This is a genomic window from Janthinobacterium sp. GW823-FHT03B06 (genome assembly GCF_058796955.1).
The window spans coordinates 1,214,213-1,231,826 of record NZ_JBXAJE010000001.1 but is presented as its reverse complement, the minus strand read 5'-3'; the positions used below and the strand labels follow the sequence as shown (position 1 = coordinate 1,231,826).

Annotated in this window: 13 protein-coding genes; 2 read left to right on the top strand and 11 right to left on the bottom strand. The window is 64.9% G+C overall.

All coding sequences use genetic code 11. From position 1 onward, the window contains the following. The first annotated feature begins 90 nt into the window (after window positions 1-90). Window positions 91-1,671 (top strand): hypothetical protein, encoded by a 1,581-nt coding sequence (locus AC1RBA_RS05550; protein WP_492417074.1) that lies wholly within the window; start codon window positions 91-93, stop codon window positions 1,669-1,671. A 60-nt stretch (window positions 1,672-1,731) separates the two neighbouring features. Here AC1RBA_RS05550 and AC1RBA_RS05545 read toward each other — a convergent pair whose 3' ends face one another. The 3 genes from AC1RBA_RS05545 to AC1RBA_RS05535 are packed head-to-tail and all read right to left on the bottom strand — an operon-like array spanning window position 1,732 to window position 5,677. Beyond that, window positions 1,732-4,146, bottom strand: a complete 2,415-nt coding sequence (locus tag AC1RBA_RS05545) for a TonB-dependent siderophore receptor (RefSeq protein WP_492417072.1) — start codon at window positions 4,144-4,146, stop codon at window positions 1,732-1,734. Between the two features lie 51 nt (window positions 4,147-4,197). Further along, the gene (locus AC1RBA_RS05540) at window positions 4,198-5,163 is read right to left on the bottom strand and encodes a FecR domain-containing protein (RefSeq protein ID WP_492417071.1); all 966 of its coding nucleotides are present in this window, start codon (window positions 5,161-5,163) and stop codon (window positions 4,198-4,200) included. A gap of 1 nt (window position 5,164) precedes the next feature. Continuing rightward, window positions 5,165-5,677 (bottom strand): sigma-70 family RNA polymerase sigma factor, encoded by a 513-nt coding sequence (locus tag AC1RBA_RS05535; RefSeq protein WP_492401632.1) that lies wholly within the window; start codon window positions 5,675-5,677, stop codon window positions 5,165-5,167. A gap of 187 nt (window positions 5,678-5,864) precedes the next feature. Between AC1RBA_RS05535 and corA the strand changes: the two genes are divergently transcribed. After that, a complete protein-coding gene (gene corA / locus AC1RBA_RS05530) occupies window positions 5,865-6,851 on the top strand; it encodes a magnesium/cobalt transporter CorA (RefSeq protein ID WP_070313610.1) in 987 nt (328 codons plus the stop codon). A 213-nt stretch (window positions 6,852-7,064) separates the two neighbouring features. Here the strand turns inward: corA and AC1RBA_RS05525 are convergent, their stop codons facing one another. The 8 genes from AC1RBA_RS05525 to AC1RBA_RS05490 all read right to left on the bottom strand — a co-directional run bounded on the left by AC1RBA_RS05525 (window position 7,065) and on the right by AC1RBA_RS05490 (window position 17,270). Then, window positions 7,065-7,235 carry a hypothetical protein gene (locus AC1RBA_RS05525; RefSeq protein ID WP_492417069.1) on the bottom strand — a complete coding sequence of 57 codons (171 nt, stop codon included), beginning with the start codon at window positions 7,233-7,235 and terminating at the stop codon, window positions 7,065-7,067. A 71-nt stretch (window positions 7,236-7,306) separates the two neighbouring features. Next, window positions 7,307-8,152 carry a universal stress protein gene (locus tag AC1RBA_RS05520; RefSeq protein WP_070217867.1) on the bottom strand — a complete coding sequence of 282 codons (846 nt, stop codon included), beginning with the start codon at window positions 8,150-8,152 and terminating at the stop codon, window positions 7,307-7,309. 24 nt (window positions 8,153-8,176) lie between these two features. Next, complete coding sequence (locus tag AC1RBA_RS05515; RefSeq protein WP_492417067.1) at window positions 8,177-9,982, bottom strand: PHA/PHB synthase family protein; 1,806 nt, start codon at window positions 9,980-9,982, stop codon at window positions 8,177-8,179. A gap of 62 nt (window positions 9,983-10,044) precedes the next feature. Continuing rightward, window positions 10,045-13,539, bottom strand: coding sequence for a PAS domain S-box protein (locus tag AC1RBA_RS05510; protein WP_492417066.1), 3,495 nt, complete (start codon window positions 13,537-13,539; stop codon window positions 10,045-10,047). Further along, a complete protein-coding gene (locus AC1RBA_RS05505; protein WP_070288155.1) occupies window positions 13,536-14,678 on the bottom strand; it encodes an FIST signal transduction protein in 1,143 nt (380 codons plus the stop codon). Before AC1RBA_RS05505 ends, AC1RBA_RS05510 begins: the two co-directional genes overlap by 4 nt. A gap of 14 nt (window positions 14,679-14,692) precedes the next feature. Then, the gene (locus AC1RBA_RS05500) at window positions 14,693-15,751 is read right to left on the bottom strand and encodes an HD domain-containing phosphohydrolase (RefSeq protein WP_070313614.1); all 1,059 of its coding nucleotides are present in this window, start codon (window positions 15,749-15,751) and stop codon (window positions 14,693-14,695) included. Between the two features lie 52 nt (window positions 15,752-15,803). Then, entirely contained in the window at window positions 15,804-16,307 is a 504-nt protein-coding gene (locus AC1RBA_RS05495) for a chemotaxis protein CheW (protein WP_121669266.1), read from the bottom strand. A 60-nt stretch (window positions 16,308-16,367) separates the two neighbouring features. Beyond that, a complete protein-coding gene (locus AC1RBA_RS05490; protein ID WP_070288158.1) occupies window positions 16,368-17,270 on the bottom strand; it encodes a GGDEF domain-containing protein in 903 nt (300 codons plus the stop codon). Between the last annotated feature and the right edge of the window lie 344 nt (window positions 17,271-17,614).

The window sequence follows — 17,614 nt, the reverse complement described above, 5'->3', positions numbered from 1 at the left end:
AAACTGGAGGTCTGATTTTTAGATCTATATACGCCTGTGCAACGTCCTTTGTGCAGTGTCATGGTCCATTATGTCAACGGGGGGAGGGGTATGTTATCCGGAAATCAATCCTCCCCGCCGACAGAAGCGCCAACGCCAGTTGAGGTGCCACAGAGAAACGATGCCAATGCCGCACGCTTGGAAAACGTCAATCACCTGGCATCATTGGCCTACAAGATAGCCCTTGCCATTGGGGCCATCGTCATCTTTTCATATTTGTTTTCAATTCAATTTTTCCCTTCCGCCTTGGCGCCAGGCGAGGTAACTTTGTTTGTGTTCATTGCGCTGGCCTTCAGTTTCATATATGGCTTATTCTGGATGTATGGCACTTTCTCGGCATTTTGGGTGCTGCAGCTTGCCATTTGGCTAAGGCGTAAATGCCGGTTCAGGCGTAAAAAATTATCGTCGTTTCGTCCATGGCGATATATGCAGGAAATAGCGGCCCTTCCGACTTCTCGCTGGTGGCCCGGCTTGCGTTGGATTCCCACAAGAATACGTCAGTTTCGCAAGGCAGCGACGAGAAGTAGCAGCAGTCCATTAAATAACATTCCGGGTCCGCTGCGTGGCGCCTTTCCAGTGTTATTTTCCATTATTGTATTCATCGTGATGTTGAGTCTTGTTCTCGTCAAAGGCTTGATGGTTTTTACCTTGTTATGGATAGGCTTCTTCCTGGCCGGTCTTTTCACCTTGTGGATGCTGATTGCGGTGAAATCAGGCTGGCCGGCAGACGCGGTTGCGCGCGGCTCCCTACGTCCAATTGTTTGGTGGCAATATGCTTTTTTCTTTTTCTTTTTCTTTTTCTTTTTCTTTTTCTTTTTCTTGCCCCTTGCCGTCGTACTCTTTTACGCTGGCCCCACCAGATTGTCGCAGTTGGCTTTCGAAGCCATGGGTATTCGCAGCCCGAACGTCAGTATCGAGGTAGCTGAGGCGGAATTGGATGCGGTTGAACGCGCCAGCGAATTGATCGGCAGGCCCATTCTGGACTGTCGTCGCACTGCAGCAGGGCGACTGTTATTGCACGGTGCGGATGTATTGTGGACAGGCATAGGCACTACCTCTCTTGTGAGTTTCAGCCTGCGAGGACCGGATCGATCGACGATCTTCGGCACGGAACAAGTGGTGCGGAGAGAAACTATCCTCCGTTTTGATTCGGCGTCATTGCGTGTCATTACCAGCAGTCCGGCGATCGATATGTGTTTCGAACTGACGCATGAGCTGGGATTGGCATCGCGTGGTGACGAGTTGAATGCTCATATGCTGGAGCGGCTGCACGACGCCGTCCTGACAGTGCGTGGCGCCGGTGTTCCGCGCAGCATGCTGGTGCTGGTGCAAGGCGTTGGCAAGGATGTGGTCCTTCCCAAGGATAAAGATGGCAATAAGTATGTGCAGCAGGCGCAGTTACGCGCCCGGGTGATTGCGAACGCAATCAGGAAGGTAATGCATGACGACAATATCAAGATCGTGTCGGAAGGACGATTGAATACAGAAGCTGAGCATGTTCCTCTTCTGGCGGGGCCATGTATAGCGGATGTTCGCATGAATTCATCTGAATGGAAGCGATGCGATATGCCGATTTTTAACGTTGAGTTGCACGTGAAATACGCGACCGCGCATGTGGACGAGCTCAGATAGGCACGAATCGTGTTGCTACCAGTGCCCGCCCTGCGCGCACGCCAACGAGGGACTGCTACATCAGAACCGGTACGTCAAGGTCCCTCGCACGCTGCGCGGCGCGCCATACGTGCCTTGCGCATAGGTGTTGATGTTGATGTATTTCTTGTCGAGCACGTTTTCCACGTTCAGCTGGGCCGTCAGCTGGCGTGACAGCTGGTACGTGGCCATCAGGCTGACCGTGCTGTAGGCTTGCTGCGTGACGCGCTCCTTGCCGTTCGGGCCCGCATCGTCAAAGTAGAACTTGCTTTGCCAGTTGACGCCGCCGCCCACGGTGAGGCCGGGCTGGACTTTCCAGGTGGTGAACAATCGCGCCGTCGAGCGGGGCGACAGGGTGTTGATATCCTGCTGCTCGCGGTCCTTGGCGCGGAAGTGGCTGGCGCTGGCCGTCACGTTCCAGCCTGGCGCCAGGCGGCCCGACAATTCCCCCTCGATGCCGCGGCTGGTGGCGCCGCGCGCCGCGTAATACGCTTGCGTGGTGGTGCCGGGGACCCGGTGTGCGCCGTCGGGCTGGGCCAGCTTGTCCTGTTTGATCTCGAAGAGGCCGATGGAGCCGTTGGCCTGGCCGCCGTCAAATTCCCCCTTCACGCCCACTTCCATGCTCTGGCCCGTCAGCGGGTCCAGCCAGGCGCCCGCGCGGTCCTGGTTTTCCTGCGGGCGGAAGATGTCCGTGTAGCTGGCATACATCGAATACGTGTCGTTCAGGTCGACCACCAGGCCCGCGTAGGGCACGAACTTGCTTTTGGCGAAGGCGAAGCGGGCGCTGCCGTCATAGCCGATGCGGTCCTTGTCCCAGCGGCTCAGGCGTCCGCCGACGATCAGTCTGGTGCTGTCGGCCAGGTTCAGGCGCGCCGCGCCGTAGGCACCATATTGCCTGGTCGTGTATTTCTCCGACAGCACGGGCTCGCCCCAGGCCGGCTGCGGGTAGCTGCCATCCCAGGCGAGGAAATTGCCGATCGGTTCGGGATCGAGCGCTTCCTTGACGCTGAATTCGGCGTGCTGCACCGTGTAATTGGCGCCCACGATGACTTCATGTTCGCGTCCGCCCAGGGTAAATGGGCCGGACAGTTTCAGGTCGGCGCTGCTCTGGTCGCGCGAGCCGATGTAGCGGTTCGGGTAGCCGAGCATGCCCAGGCCCGTGATGCGGTCGGGCCGTTCGGCCAGGAACAGCAGCGGCGTGTCTTCCGTGTGCTTGCTGTACATGGCTTGCGCCTGCGCCTTCCAGCCCTGGCCCAGCGCGTGTTCCACGGTGGCGTGCACATTCGTCTGCTCGGTGGCCCAGGCGGCCCAGCGGGGCGCCGTGGTGACGGAACGGTCGAAATCGGTGCGCGAACCGTCGCTGTACCACAGGGGGAAGCCGCCCCAGTTGCTGCCTTTCGGGTCGTTCTTCTGGTAGCTGGCGCCCACCATGACGACGCTGCCGGGCGCCAGGTCCGCCTCGGCGGTGGCGTAGACGAGCTGGCGCTGGTTCGAATAGCCATTCGTAAACGACTTGCGGTCTTGCCAGGCACCCGCCACGCGGCCGCGCACGGAGCCGTCTGCGTTCAGCGGCGCGGCCAGGTCGACGGTACCCCGGTAATCGCTCCAGGAACCGGCCGCCAGCGACCATTGCCCCTCGAACTGCCTGGCGCTGGCCCGCTTGCGCACCAGATTGATCGAGGCGGACGGGTAGCCGGCGCCCGTCAGCAAGCCCGTGGCGCCGCGCGTCACTTCGACCCTGTCGTAGATCAGCGAGTCCATTTCCGATTCGCCGCCCGAATACTGCACCTTATACGTGGTGGGCACGCCGTCGTACTGGAAATTGTCGACGTCGAAACCGCGCGCGGAAAAGGTGCTGCGCTCCGTGTCGAACTGGTTGACGGCGATGCCGGGCGTATTGCGCAGCACGTCGCGCACCGTCAGCAAGTCCTGGTCATCCATGCGCTGGCGCGTGATGACGCTGACCGATTGCGGCGTCTCGCGCAAGGACAGCACCAGTCCGGTGGCGCTGGCCGTGGCCGGCGTCGTGTACGAATGCGTCCCTTCCGTGCTGGTGCTGCGCTCGGCCGTGGCGCGCACGGCGATGCCGGGCAGGGTGGTTGCCTCGCTGGCGGACGGCAGCCTGCGCACGGCGTAGTGGCCGCCGCCCTGGTCGACCGCAATCAGGCCGCTGCCGTCGAGCAGGCGGGCAAAGCCGTCGGACACCTGGTAATTGCCGCTCAAGCCCCGGCTGTTCAAGCCCGCGTACAGGCTGGCGGCGCCGGAAATGCTGACGCCCGCCTCGGCCGCAAAGGCGGACAGGGCGGTACTGAGGGGGCCGGCTGCCACCTGGTAGTGGCGCGCGGGCGCTTCCTGATGCTGGGCGAATGCGGGCGGCGTCAGGGCCAGGCTGCCCAACAGGGCCAGGGTCATGCTGGTGTTGCGGTAGTGCTTCATTGCTTGTTTCCCTTCGTTCATGTGTTGGTCCTGTGTGGATTGACGGGGCACATGCGCGAAAGGGACATTTTTTTAAAATATTGATGCGGGTTCGATGGAAATCCACCAGCGGCTGTGGCGTTGCACGCGGATGGGTAGCGAAGCTTGTAATAGTGATAATAATTTATCCGTATCATGCAATTGGTACACGCCCGACACGCGCAGCCGCGCCACGGCCGGGTCGCAGCGCACCACGCCGTGGCGGTAGCGGCTCAGCTGCGCCAGCACGTCGGCCAGCGGCGTATCGTCTGCGTACAGCAATCCTTTGGTCCACGCGGACGCATGCGGCGCCAGCGGCTGCGGCGCGCTGGCCGCCGCTTCGTCGAAACTGGCTTGCCAGCCCGCCTGCACGATGACGGGCAGGCCTTTCGCGGGCCGCACTTCGACGGCGCCCTGGGAAACGGCCACCTGGGTGCGCGCGCCGAACAGGCTGTCTTCCTGGCGCACCGTGAAGCGCGTGCCGAGGGCACGGATGCTGCCGTTGCTGGTGCGCACGATGAACGGACGCTGGAGCGGATCGGGGCTGGTCGCCACGTGCAGTTCGCCGGCGCGCAGCTGGACCAGGCGCAGCGCGTCGCTGAAACCGAGGTCGGCGGCGCTGGCCGTGTTCAGGCTCAAGGCGCTGCCGTCGGGCAAGGCAAGATGGCGGAATTCGCCCGTTGCCGTGCGCAGGTCCGCCGTCCATGCCTGCCACGGCGGCACTTTCAGCATGGCCCAGCCGCCTGGCCCGGCGGCGATCAGCAGGGCCAGGGTTTTCAGGGCGGCGCGGCGCGGCGCGCCGGACGGACGGTCGAGCACCGGCATGGCCAGCGGCGGTGGCAGCATGCCGAAGGTGCGGCAGACTTGCTCGGCCCGCTGCCAGGCAGTTTCATGGTCGGGGTGGGCGGCGCGCCAGCGGGCCAGGCCCTGCTGCGCCGCAGCGTCCAGTTCGCCGCCTTGCAGGCGCATCATCCAGTGCGCCGCCACGCGCGCGGCGCGCGCATCGAGGGTTGCGCCCATGTCAGGCCAGCAGCAGGATGCATTGCTCGAACGCCTGCACCATATAGCGCTTGACGGTGCGCTCGCTGATGTTCAGGCGCGCGGCGATGTCCGCATACGCCATGCCTTCCAGCTGCGACAGCAAAAAGGCCGTGCGCACCTTCGCGCCCAGGCCGTCGAGCATGGCATCGATCTGGTGCAGCGTTTCCAGGATCAGCAAACGCTCCTCCGCCGATGGCGCGGCGGGCGCGGGCAGCTGCGCCAGGGTGGCCAGCCAGGCTTGCTCCAGCGACTGGCGGCGGTAGTGGTCGATCAGCAGGCGCCGCGCCACGGTGGTCAGGTAGGCGCGCGGTTCGCGCAGAGTGGCGGCAGGTTCGCCAGGCGTGGCCAGCAGCTTGACGAAGGTATCCTGCGCCAGGTCGGCCGCATGATCGGTGCAGGACAATTTGCCGCGCAGCCAGCGCAGCAGCCAGGGATGGTGCTGGCCATACAGCAGTGCGACAGGATCGGCGGCAGGGGATACGGCATACGTCACGGCACACTCCAGTTGGCGCGGAAGTCCCGTGCCGCTGGCGCATGCAGGCCCTTCTTAAATGCGAATGGTTCTCATTTTACATTGACGCGCCCGAATGTCAATGCGCTGGCTCAGTGGGCATGGCCATCATGGCATTTCCGCTATACTGGCCCCCCAATAATATTGCCGCCACCAGCCGAAAATCACCATGGACCTCAGTACCCACGCCGCCGTCGTCAATTGCGAAGCGTATCGCGACGGCAGGAAGATCGCCCACTTCGACATCGACAAGGTGGGCGACTTTCTTGGCGACCCCGATTGTTTCGTCTGGATCGGCATGGCCAGCCCCGACGCCACGGCCATGCAGGCGCTGCAATCGGCCTTTGGATTGCACGAACTGGCCGTCGAGGATGCGCAGGGCGCGCATGAGCGGCCCAAGCTGGAAGAGTACGGCGACACGCTGTTCATGGTGATGCACACGGCCACCCTGGACGGCGACGCCATCGTCTACGGCGAAACCCACGTCTTTCTCGGCCCCCGCTTCATCATCACGGTGCGCCATGGCCCTTCGGCCGGCTATGCGAAGCTGCGCGAGCGCAAGGAAAGCGTGCCCGAGAAGCTGGCCAGCGGCCCCGGCTACGTGCTGTATTCCATCATCGATTTCATCGTCGACCAGTACCAGCCGTGCATCGACCATTTGCAGGCCCGTTTCCAGCACTATGAATTGCAGCTGTTCAAGCCCAGCCTGAGCGAAGACAAGCTGCAGGATTTCTACCAGCTCAAGACGGAGCTGCTCAAGCTCGATGCGGCCGTCAATCCCCTGCACGACATCTGCACCCAGCTGATCCGTTTCCATGGCGATATCGTGCCCAAGGAAAACCGCATCTATTACCGCGACATCCTCGACCACGTCAAACGGGTCACGCACACGGCGGGGCAGATGCGCGAGCTGGTCAATTCGGCCATGCAGGTGGCGCTGGGGCAGATTTCGATCCGCCAGAACGAGGTCGTCAAGCGCCTGGCCGCCTGGGCCGCCATCCTGGCCGTGCCCACCATGGTCTTCAGCCTGTACGGCATGAACTTCGAATTCATGCCGGAACTGAAGTGGCGCGGCAGCTATCCGGCCGTGATCGTCGTCATCATCGCCGGCTGCTACTGGCTGCACCGGCGCCTGAAGCGCGAAGGGTGGCTGTAGCGGCAGATGGCCGGCATGCAAATATTGGAGAGTTTTGCCGCGCAATCAGCTGCTACGATGAAGTGGCATGGCAATGCGGTTGACGGCAGGTGGCTGAACCTCCTTGGCGTGGATAGCGGTCCGGCCAGCGCTGTACCCCAGAGCTGCCGGTGCGGACCACATTGCCTGTCCGGCGCCACAAGGCTCCTGTAACCCGGGAGCCTTCTTTTTTGCCTATTTCACCAGCACCGCCGCAGCCGCCTCGAGGATCAGCGCGGCCAACTCCACGGGACGCGAGGTCAGCGAGGCGTGGCTGCTGGGTTTATGCTTGCGGTCCGGGTCGCCGAAGGCAGAAGGGCCGTCAATGCGGCCGTGCCTGGCAACAGCAGGCGGCGGGCGTGGCAACGCGTGCTGGCGGCCGATGCGCTGCTCATGCCGTACTCCCGTGAAGGAAGGCCGATGGCCTGCCGGCCCCGCTAGTGCGACACCAGCACCGGTAACGTCATCTCTTGCAGCACCGTGCGCGTGACGCCGCCCAGCAGCGCCTCGCGCAGGCGCATGTGGCCGTAGCAGCCCATCACGACCAGGTCGCAGTGCCGCTGGGCCGCCATGGCCAGCAGGGCCGTGCCCACGTCCTGGCCCGGCGGCGTGTCGTGCTGCAGCACCTCGACGTTGACGCCGTGGCGCGCCAGATACAAGGCCAGGTCGGCGCCCGGCTGCTCGCCGTGCGCGGCCGGCTGGGCGTGCGAATTGACGACGGCCAGGGTCACTTGCCGGGCCCGCTGCAGCAGCGGCAGCGCATCGGTGATGGCGCGCAGCGCTTCGGCGCTGCCGTTCCAGGCCAGCAGCGGATGCTGCGCGATGGCCGCTGGCGCGGCGCAAGGCGCGTGCGGCACCATCAGCACGGGCCGGCCGCAATGGAGCATCAGGTATTCGGCCGTGCCGGCGATGACGCGCGACGGCGTATCCTGCGCATCCGTTTGCCCCAGGATCAGCAGGTCGCAATAGCGCGCCTGCAGCAGCAGCGCGCCTTGCGCGTCGTCGTCGACGAAGCGCGTTTCGTAGGTGCCCAGGCCTTCCTCGCGGGCGATGCGCTCGAAGTCGTGCAAGGCCTCGCTGGCCTGCGTGCGCAGCGCCTGCATCTGCGCCGGTGCAAACTGCAGCGCGTTGACGCCGCCGCCATATGCGTAGCGCGAAATGCCGCTCATGGCCGAGCCGATCAGGTGCGCGCCTTCGGCAACGGCCAGGCGCACGGCCAGGCGGATGCGCTGGGCGCAATGGCGGGAATTGTCAACGTGGACCAGCAGGGTGGTGTAGGGCATGGCGTTTTCCTCGGTTGTTGGTTGTCAGGTCTGCAGCACGTAGCTGCCCGGCGCATCGCCCAGGTCGGGTCCCATGGCCGGCGGCGCCGCTTGCGCGCCAGGGCGTTCTGCCAGCCAGGCTTGCCAGGCGGGCCACCACGAACCGTCATGGTGCGGCACCTCGCGCTGCCAGCTGTCCGCGTCGATGTAGGGCGCGTCGTGGCGGTGCGTGGCCAGCTGGTAGCTGCGGTGCGGCTGGCCCGGTGGCGAGACCACGCCCGCATTGTGGCCGCCCGAGGTGAGCAAAAAAGTGACGTCCGTGTCGGTCAGCAGCTGCAGTTTGTAGACGGAGCGCCACGGCGCCACGTGGTCCGTCAGGGTGCCGACGGCGAAGACGGGCGCCTTGATGTCGGGCAGGGCGATGTGGCGGCCCGCCGTGCGGTAGCGCCCTTCGGCCAGGTCGTTGTGCAGGAACAGACGGCGCAGGTATTCCGAATGCATGCGGCAGGGCATGCGCGTGGCATCCGCATTCCAGGCCATCAGGTCGCTGTCCTGTTCGTCGAGGCCAAGCAGATAATGGCGCAGCTGGCGCGACCAGATCAGGTCGTTCGAGCGCAGCAGCTGGAAGGCGCCCGCCATCTGTTTCGTATCGAGATAACCCTGCTTCCACATGGCCGCTTCCAGGAAACTGACCTGGCTGTCGTCGATGAACAGCGACAGTTCGCCCGGCTCCTTGAAGTCCACTTGCGAGGCCAGCATGGTCAGGCTGGCCAGGCGCATATCGCCGTCGCGCGCCATTGTCGCGGCGGCGATCGCCAGCAGGGTGCCGCCCAGGCAATAGCCGGCCGCGTGCACCTGAGGCGCGTCCGTGATGCGGATGACGGCGTCGAGCGCCTCCATCACGCCCAGCTGACGGTAGTCTTCCAGCGACAGCTCGCGGTCTTCTTCCAGCGGATTTTTCCAGGAAATCATGAACACCGTGTGGCCCTGGCCCACCAGGTAGCGCACCAGCGAATTGCGCGGCGACAGGTCGAGAATATAGAACTTCATGATCCACGCCGGCACGAACAGCAGGGGCGTCGCATGCACCCTGGCGGTCGCGGGCGCGTATTGGATCAATTCGATCAAGTCGTTGCGGTAGACCACCTTGCCCGGCGTGACGGCCACGTTCACGCCCACTTGATACGTGCGCCGGTCGGGCGCATGCGCGCCCATGGCGGCGCGCTGCCAGTCCTCGGCCGCGTGGATCATGCCGCGCGTCAGGTTGGCGCCGCCGCTTGCCAGGGTGGCTTGCTGCACCACGGGATTGGTCAGCAGGAAGTTCGACGGCGCCAGCATGTCGAGCCACTGGCGCACGGTGAACGTGACGACATCCTCGTGGTGCGGCGCGACGCCGCGCACGCCCGTGGTGGCGCGGTGCCACCATTGCTGCTGCAGCAGGAAGCCCTGGTAGACGAGGTTGTAGGGCCAGCGCCGCCAGGCCGGGTCTTCGAAGCGCCGGTCCTGCGGCAGCGGCGCGATGCATGGCGGCTCGGCGGCGCCGCCAGCGATGGCCGATTGCATGGCGTACTGTTGCCAGCGGCCGATCTTCTTCCACGCTTCCTGCAGCAGCGCCTGCTGTTTCGATGGCGCCAGCGCCAGATGGCTAAGCCAGTCGGCATAGGCGTTGCCCAGCGCTGCCGGCGAAATACCGCCCGTAAACTTGCCCAGCCAGGCATTCAGCAGCAGGTCCAGGGAGGCGCCTTCCGGCGCGCTTTCCGGGTAGTCGGGCGCCGGTACGCCTTGCCAGGCGCTGCCCAGGCGCTCATGTTCCACGTTGTGCTGCGCATCGCTCGGCTGCGTCTTGCTCATCCACGGCTCCTGTCATTTTTTTACAGGATAGCAAGAGCTTGTTTAAAAAATTATGATCTACATCAAGTTTGGCCGGATGCGTGCAGCATGTGGCTTGCCGCCTGGATGGCCGCCTCCGTTTCCTGCACAAACAGGCGCAACTGCTCTTCCAGCGCATCGAGGCGCGCCAGCAACGCGTCCTGCGGCGCCTTGGCTGCTTCGCGCTCGATGGCGGCGGCGATGGCGACGGCCGGCGCGGCGCGGAAGTTGGCCAGCAGGCCGGCCAGGGTGTGGGCTTGCCGGCTCACGGTGGCCCGGTCGCCTTCCTGCATGGCCGCCCGCAAGGCCGCCAGCTGCGCCGGCAGGGCGGTCAGGAACGATGCGCCGATGATGCCGATCACGTCGGCGTCGGCCTCGGCCAGCGCGGCGCCGTAGCCGAAGCGCGGCGTGTGCTTGTTTATTTTCAGCACATGCTGCTCGATCAGACTGTGGAAGGCGGCCGCGCGGAACGGCTTGGACAGGTAGTCATCCATGCCGCCGGCGATGCAGCGTTCGCGGTCGCCTTCGAAGGCGCTGGCCGTCATGGCGATGATGACGCTTCTCGGCATGCCTTGCGCTTCGCGCGCGCGTATCTGCGCGGTGGCTTCGAAACCGCCCATTTCCGGCATTTGGAGGTCCATCAGGATCATGTCGAAATGGCCGGCGGCCTGGCAATCGAGGGCGATGCGGCCGTTGGCCGCATGCGTGACGCGGTGGCCCGCGTTCGACAGCAGCACGGTGGCCAGTTCGCGATTCATGGCGTTGTCCTCGACGAGCAGGATGTCCAGGCCGGGCGTGCCTTCGCTTACGGTCTGGCGCGTCGCCACGGGCGCGGCGCTGGGCATGCCGCGGCAGGTGCCCAGCACGCTCATGGTGATGGCCAGCAATTCCTCGGGACTGGCAGGCTTGAGCAGGTAGCCGTCGATGCCTAGTTCGCGGCAGCGCGCCGCGTCGCCCAGGCTGCCGCAGGACGACAGCACGACGACGGGGACCTGGCTCCAGTGGGGCAGGGCGGACAGCGCCGATGCCGTGTCGAAGCCATTCATGCCGGGCATGGCGAAGTCCATGATGATGCAGTCCGCCGGCAAGGCGCCGCGGCAGTGCTCCAGCGCCGCCTCGCCGGACTCGCAGGCCGTGACCATGGCGCCGCTGTGCTCGAAGATCCGGCGCAGGATGGTCAGGCTGCTGGGATTGTCGTCGACCAGCAGGATGGCGCGTCCCGCCAGCGAGGCACCGGGCGACGGCAAGGGCTGCTGTTCGCCGATGGGCAAGGCCAGGTCCACGGTGAAGCAGCTGCCCTTGCCCAGTTCGCTCGACAGGCCGATGCGGCCTCCCATCATCGTCACCAGGCGGCGCGTGATCGACAGGCCCAGGCCCGTGCCGCCGAAGCGCCGCGTGGTCGAACCGTCTTCCTGCTGGAAGGCGTCGAAGACGGCCTCCTGCATGTCGGCGGCGATGCCGATGCCGGTGTCGCGCACGCACAGGCGCAGGCGGGCCATGCCGTCGCCGCTGGCGCGCAGCCGGGCGCTGACGACCACTTCGCCCTGCGGCGTGAACTTGATGGCGTTGCCCGCCAGGTTGGTCAGTACCTGGCGCAGCCGGCCCGGGTCGCCGAGCAGGGTGTGCGGCAGCGCGGGATCGACGTCGAGCACCAGTTCCAGGCCGCTGGCCTGCGCCCGCATGGCGTGGGCGCGCATGGTTTCCTGCAGCAACCGGTGCAGGTCGAAGGGGATGCTTTCCAGGGTCAGCATGCCCGCCTCGATCTTCGAGAAATCGAGGATGTCGTTGATGATGCACAGCAGGGCGTCGGCCGAGGCCTTGACGATTTCCAGGTACTTGCGCTGGTGGGCATCGAGGTCGGAATCGAGCACCAGGTCCGTCATGCCCAGGATGCCGTTCATCGGCGTGCGGATCTCGTGGCTCATGTTGGCCAGAAATTCGCTCTTCGAGCGGCTGGCCGATTCGGCCACTTCCTTGGCCAGCAGCAGCGCGCGCTCGGCCGCCTTCTGACTGGAAATGTCGACGATGGTGCCCACCAGGCCGTGCAGGCTGCCGTCGGACTTCAGCAGGGCCGCCTTGCTGCACAGGACATCGACCTGCCGCGTGCCGACGATCACCCGGTCTTCATATGTGTGGTTGCCCCGGTCCTGCAGCAGCGCCACGTCGTGCTGCCGCGCTTGCTGCGCCTGCTGCTGCGGCAGGATGTCCGCCACCGTCAGGCCCGCGATGCGCGCCTGGTCGAGATGGAAGAAGGCGCAAAAGGCGCGGTTGGCGCGCAGGTAGCGGCCGTGCACGTCCTTCAGGTACAAGGGGATGGGAATGGTCTCGATCAGCGCATCGACGAAGTTGAGGTTGTGCCGCAGCTCGCGCGCCGCCTGGCGCCGCTCCGTGATGTCCGTCAGGCTGCCGGTGATGCCGGCCAGCTGCCCCAGTCCATCGCGTTCGGCGCGCGCGCACACGTCGATCCAGCGCACGTCGCCGTCGCGGGTGACATAGCGCGCTTCATGGCGCATGCTGTCCACCTGGCCGCCCAGCAGCTGGGCCAGGCCGGCCGCGGCGCGCTCGCGGTCGCGCGCATCGACGAATTGCAGGATATGCTTGCCCAGGCTGTCGGCGGCGTCGAAGCCGGTGATGGTGTGCCAGGCGGGATTGAGGAAGGTCCAGGCGCCGCGCAAATCCGTGCGGAAGACCACCTCATTGAGGCTGTTGACGACGTTGCGGTATTCGCGCTCGCTTTTCGCGATGGTCTCGGCCATGCGCTTGCTGTCGCTGATTTCCGTGCGGATGGCGATGTACTGGTATGGCTTGCCGGCCGCGTCGAGGAAGGGCACGATGGTGGCGTCCACCCAGTACTGCCCGCCATCCTTGGCGTGGTTGCAGATTTCGCCATGCCAGACCCGGCCGGCCGTAATGGTTTGCCACATCTGCGCAAAGAAGGCGTCCGGATGCGTGTACGAGTTGATCAGGCGGTGCGTCTGGCCGACCAGCTCTTCGCGCGCGAAGCCGCTGATGGCGCAGAATTTGTCGTTGACGTAGATGATGACGCCGGCCGTATCGGTGACGCTGATAATGGCGTGCTGGTCCATCGCAAAGCGCTGGTTCTGCAGTTCGATGCGGCGCAGCTCCTGCTGCGCCACCAGTTCGGCCAGCAGCACCGACAGGCCCTCGATATCGCCTTCCTGCGGCAGGTGCAGGCCGGATTCGTCGTTGTCGAGCAGGCGCACGGCCGCCACGCGCAGCGACTGGATCACGCGGTTGCGGCTGGCCAGTTCCGTGCGCAGCAGGTCATTCGTCATGCTCAGTTCATTCGAACTCAGTTCCAGGCTGCGCGAGCGCAAGTCCAGGTCGCGTTCGGACTGATCGTAGGCGCCGTCGATGCGCTGCAGCAGGGCTGGCAAGCCGGCCAGGAAACCGGCCAGTTCGCGCGGCGTGTCCGCTTTCCCGCACAGTGCCTGCGCCTGTTCCAGCAAGGCGGCGCAGGCGCTTTCCGAGTCGATATCGCAGACGCGGTTCAATTGGCGGGCGAGGGTGCGGTTCATGCTTCGCTCAACACAGTCACGGTCATCGTCTGGTTGTGCAGCTGGCAGCTGCCATGCGGCTGGGCGATGCCGATTTCGCCGTTGGAGTAAAAACCGGCGATACAGGACGCGCCGCCCAGCAGGTCGGCCACCGCTTCGACCTCTTCCTCGGCCCGGTCGCCCATCACCAGCTTGCGGCCCACGCAGCTGACCAGCAGGGCCAGCTGGTCGCCCTGCGCATCGGCATGGGGCACGACGCCGCGCGCGGCCGTCTCGGCCCCGTCGATCAGCCGGTTGGTACTGGAATGCATGAGCTTCAGGTAGCCGTCGGCGAGGATGTCGCCGGCCAGGGTCAGCGAACCCTGTTCTTCGTCGACGGCGAGGATGGTGCGGAAGACATTGCTTTTTTCATGCGCGGCAGTGAGCATTTCAAACGGGAACAGCAGGCCCGACGCGGGCAGATCGCGCGCATGGTCGCCCAGGTACAGCTTGTAGATGTCGAGCGCCCGCGCGCCATCGAGGCCATACAGCACGTTGTCGACGCAGCGCGTCACCTTGCGCGCGGGGCCGAACGCCTCCCAGCCCGCATGGCTGCCGTAGCCGAGGCGGATATGCTCGCCGTACAGGCCGACGGCGACGATGGTATTGTCGGCCGCGCCGCGCGGACCCAGGGTCCAGGTCTGGCGAAAGGCGCCGCCGTCCGCCGCCAGCCCGCCCGACACCGTCACGCCCGGCGGCAGGTTCGCCTGCAGGCCGGCGATGAGGGCGCTGCCGTTGATGGCCACGCCCGTGCCCAGCATGAAGACGGCCGTCAGACCGTCCTGCGGCAGCGCCTGCGCCAGGCGCTCGCCCGCCTCGTGCGAGTCCGCCATGTCGCAGATGATGGCGTCGGCAATCGCCACCGTCGTGCGGGCGAAGCGGATGGCCGTGATGACGCAGCTGTCGTCGTAGACGCGCTTGCCGGCGATCTCGCCGGCCGTGGAGCAGCCGGCGATGACGGCGCCGGGCAGCTGGCGGCGCAGCGCCGCGTTCAGGCCGGGCGTGGCAAAGTAGGGGCAGGCGCCGAACACCAGCACCAGGTCGGGCGCCATGGCGGCCAGGGGCGCCAGGGCGGCATCGAAGTCGGCATGGTTTTTCAGGATCAGTTGTTGCACGCGCATGGCGGGCTCCTCGCTTACAGTGGGTGGGCGTGTTGCGGGACGGGGTCGGGCAGGCTGTCGCGGATGGCCAGCACCTCGTCCCAGGCGCCCAGGAAGGCGTCGAGGCAACGCGGGCAGAAATGGCTGCCCCTGTTTTGCTCCAGGTACTGGCGCGCCTGGGCCAACGGCCAGGCCGGCTTGTACGGGCGCTCCGAACTCAGCGCGTCGAAGACGTCGGCCACGGCGACGATGCGCGCCGACAGCGGTATCTGCTCCTCCGCCAGGCCGTCCGGATAGCCGCTGCCGTCGTATTTTTCGTGGTGGCCGCAGGCGATTTCCTCGGCCAGGCGGATCAGCGGCGAGTCGCTGCCGGCGAGGATATGGCCGCCGATTTTCGCGTGCTGGCGCATGATGGCCAGCTCATCGGGGTCCAGCCGCCCCGGCTTGAGCAGGATATGGTCGGGCGTGGCCAGCTTGCCCACGTCGTGCATGGGCGCCGCCTTGAGCAGCAGGTCCTGCCATTGTGCGTCGAGGCCCAGCTCCCTGGCGATCAGCGCCGAGTAGCGCGCCATGCGCATGATGTGGGCGCCCGTTTCGGGGTCGCGGAATTCGGCCGCCCGCGCCAGGCGCGTAACCAGTTCCATCTCCCTGGCCGTGACGTTGGCGATCGCCTGTTCCACTTCGTGTTCGAGCAGCTTGGCGCGGTCGGCCAGCATGGTTTGCGCCGTGCGCAGGGCCAGCAGGTTGCGCACGCGCAGGCTGAACTCGATGGTGTCGACAGGCTTGGTGAGAAACTCCGTCACACCCAGCGAAAAAGCCTGCTTGCGCACGGCGTGGTCGTTTTCGGTGGTCACCATGATGATGGGGATGTCGGCCATGCCCGGCATCTTGCGGAAAATGCTGAGGAACTCGTTGCCCGACAGGCTGGGCATCCGGTAGTCGAGCAAGACCAGGTCCGGCACATGCGACTCGCACCAGTACAGCGCATCGACGGGATCGTTCATGCAGACGGGTTCGATGCTGCTGGCCTTGCCCGCCAGGGTCGCCAGCAGGCTCAGGTTGGTGTCGTTGTCATCGACGATCAGGATGCTCATGGTGTCTCCGGCGGATGGCGGTCAGATGGCGGGCGGGACGGCGACAGCCGCCTCAGGCGGCCAGCTTGCCCATGGCGTGCATGCCCATGCCCGCCAGCAGGCTGTCGATGTCGAGCACGATCAGCATGCGCTCGTCGAGGGCGCCGATGGCCGTCACGTGGCCGGCCATGGCCGAGCCGTGCAGCTGCGGCGGCGGCTTGATCTGCGCCGGCGCCAGCGGCACCACGTCAGCCACGCGGTCGACCACGATGCCGGTGGCGCCATGCGCGAAGATCAGGATGATCACCACGGTCGAGGCGTCGTACGCGGGTTCGGCCTGGCCCAGCGCGATGCGCAGGTCGACCAGCGGCACGATGCTGCCGCGCAGGTGGATGAACCCCTTGAGGAAGGCGGGTGCGTTGGCGATGCGGGTGACGGCGCCGTAGCCGCGGATTTCCTGCACCAGGCCGATGTCGATCGCATATTCTTCCTTGCCGAGTCCGAAGACCAGCAATTCCCGGGCATCCGCTTGCGCCAGCTGGCTCGCTGCTGCGGCATGTGTCGTGATGGTTTCCATGTGCTTGCTCCTGTCAGGTGCTGCGTGATGCATGAAACTGCGAAGGGTGTCGGGCGGGATTCAAGCCTGCTCGACGCGGTTGCGGCCATTATTCTTGGCCTGGTACAGCGCGGCGTCGGCTTGCATGAAGGCCGCCTTCCAGTCGCCGTTGTCGGGCAGCGGCGCCATTCCGATGCTGATCGTCACCGGAATGGACAGCTTGCCGAACTCGAAACGCGTCTCTTCCACGGCGCGGCGTATGCGCTCGGCCACCTGGCAGGCCATGCTCATGTTCGTATGCGGGAACAGGAAACCGAATTCCTCGCCTCCCACGCGGGCGACGACGTCCGAGGCCCGCGCCTGGAACTGGAACACGGCGGCGATGGTTTGCAGGACGGCATCGCCGGCGGCATGGCCATGCTGGTCGTTGACGTGTTTGAAGAAGTCGATGTCGGCGATGCCGATGGCCAGTGGGGTGTGGGCGCGTCTGGCACGCGCGGCCGCGCGCACGGCTTCGACCTCGAAGGCGCGGCGGTTGGGCAGATGGGTCAGCGGGTCGCTCAGGGCGATGCGCTGCAACTGCTGCCAACGGGCCGCATTCTGCTGTTCGAGCGCGCGCTCGCGGCGCTGGTCGATGAAAAAGGCGCCCATGTAGTTTTCGTCGCCGAGCTTGCCCAGGTCCATGGCCTTGAGCACGATGGGCAGCATGGAGCCGTCGTGGTGGCGAATGGCGAAATGGCGTTTGTGCCCGAGTACCCTGGACTTCTTTTCGCCGGCCAGATAGGCGCCGATCTGCGCGCCATGCTGCTCGCGCACGGCATCCGGCAGCAGCGCCTCGATCTGCTGGCCCGCCAGGCTGCCTTGCGCATAGCCGCTCAGCGCATACATGGCGTCGTTCGCATACTGGATGCGTGAAGCGGTGTCGATGATGACGGCAGCGTCTTCTGCGGCGTCGAGCAAGCGCAAGGCCAGGACTTTGTTCATGCGTATCTCCATTGGTGCGGATTTCCCGAGTGGCGAAAGGCACGATGTCGTCGCATCGTTTTCGTTTCCCCATATCAATCATCATACCTCAAATAAAATAGAATGCAATGAATTTCATGATTTTAATGATTTGTGTTTGCCGTGCAACTGCCGTCTTGTTTGCAATATTGCCTCGAGACGCTGTGTTTTTCCTCTGTTGAGGCGAAAATCTATCCATTTGTCATCATTTCAAAAGTGATAAATTCGTTTAAATTTTTTATTTAAATGTTGTAATTGGTTAAATCATGGAGCAAAATGAATTTGATCTAAGTCAAAAAGATGGCAAATAGAGGCAAGTTGTTGGC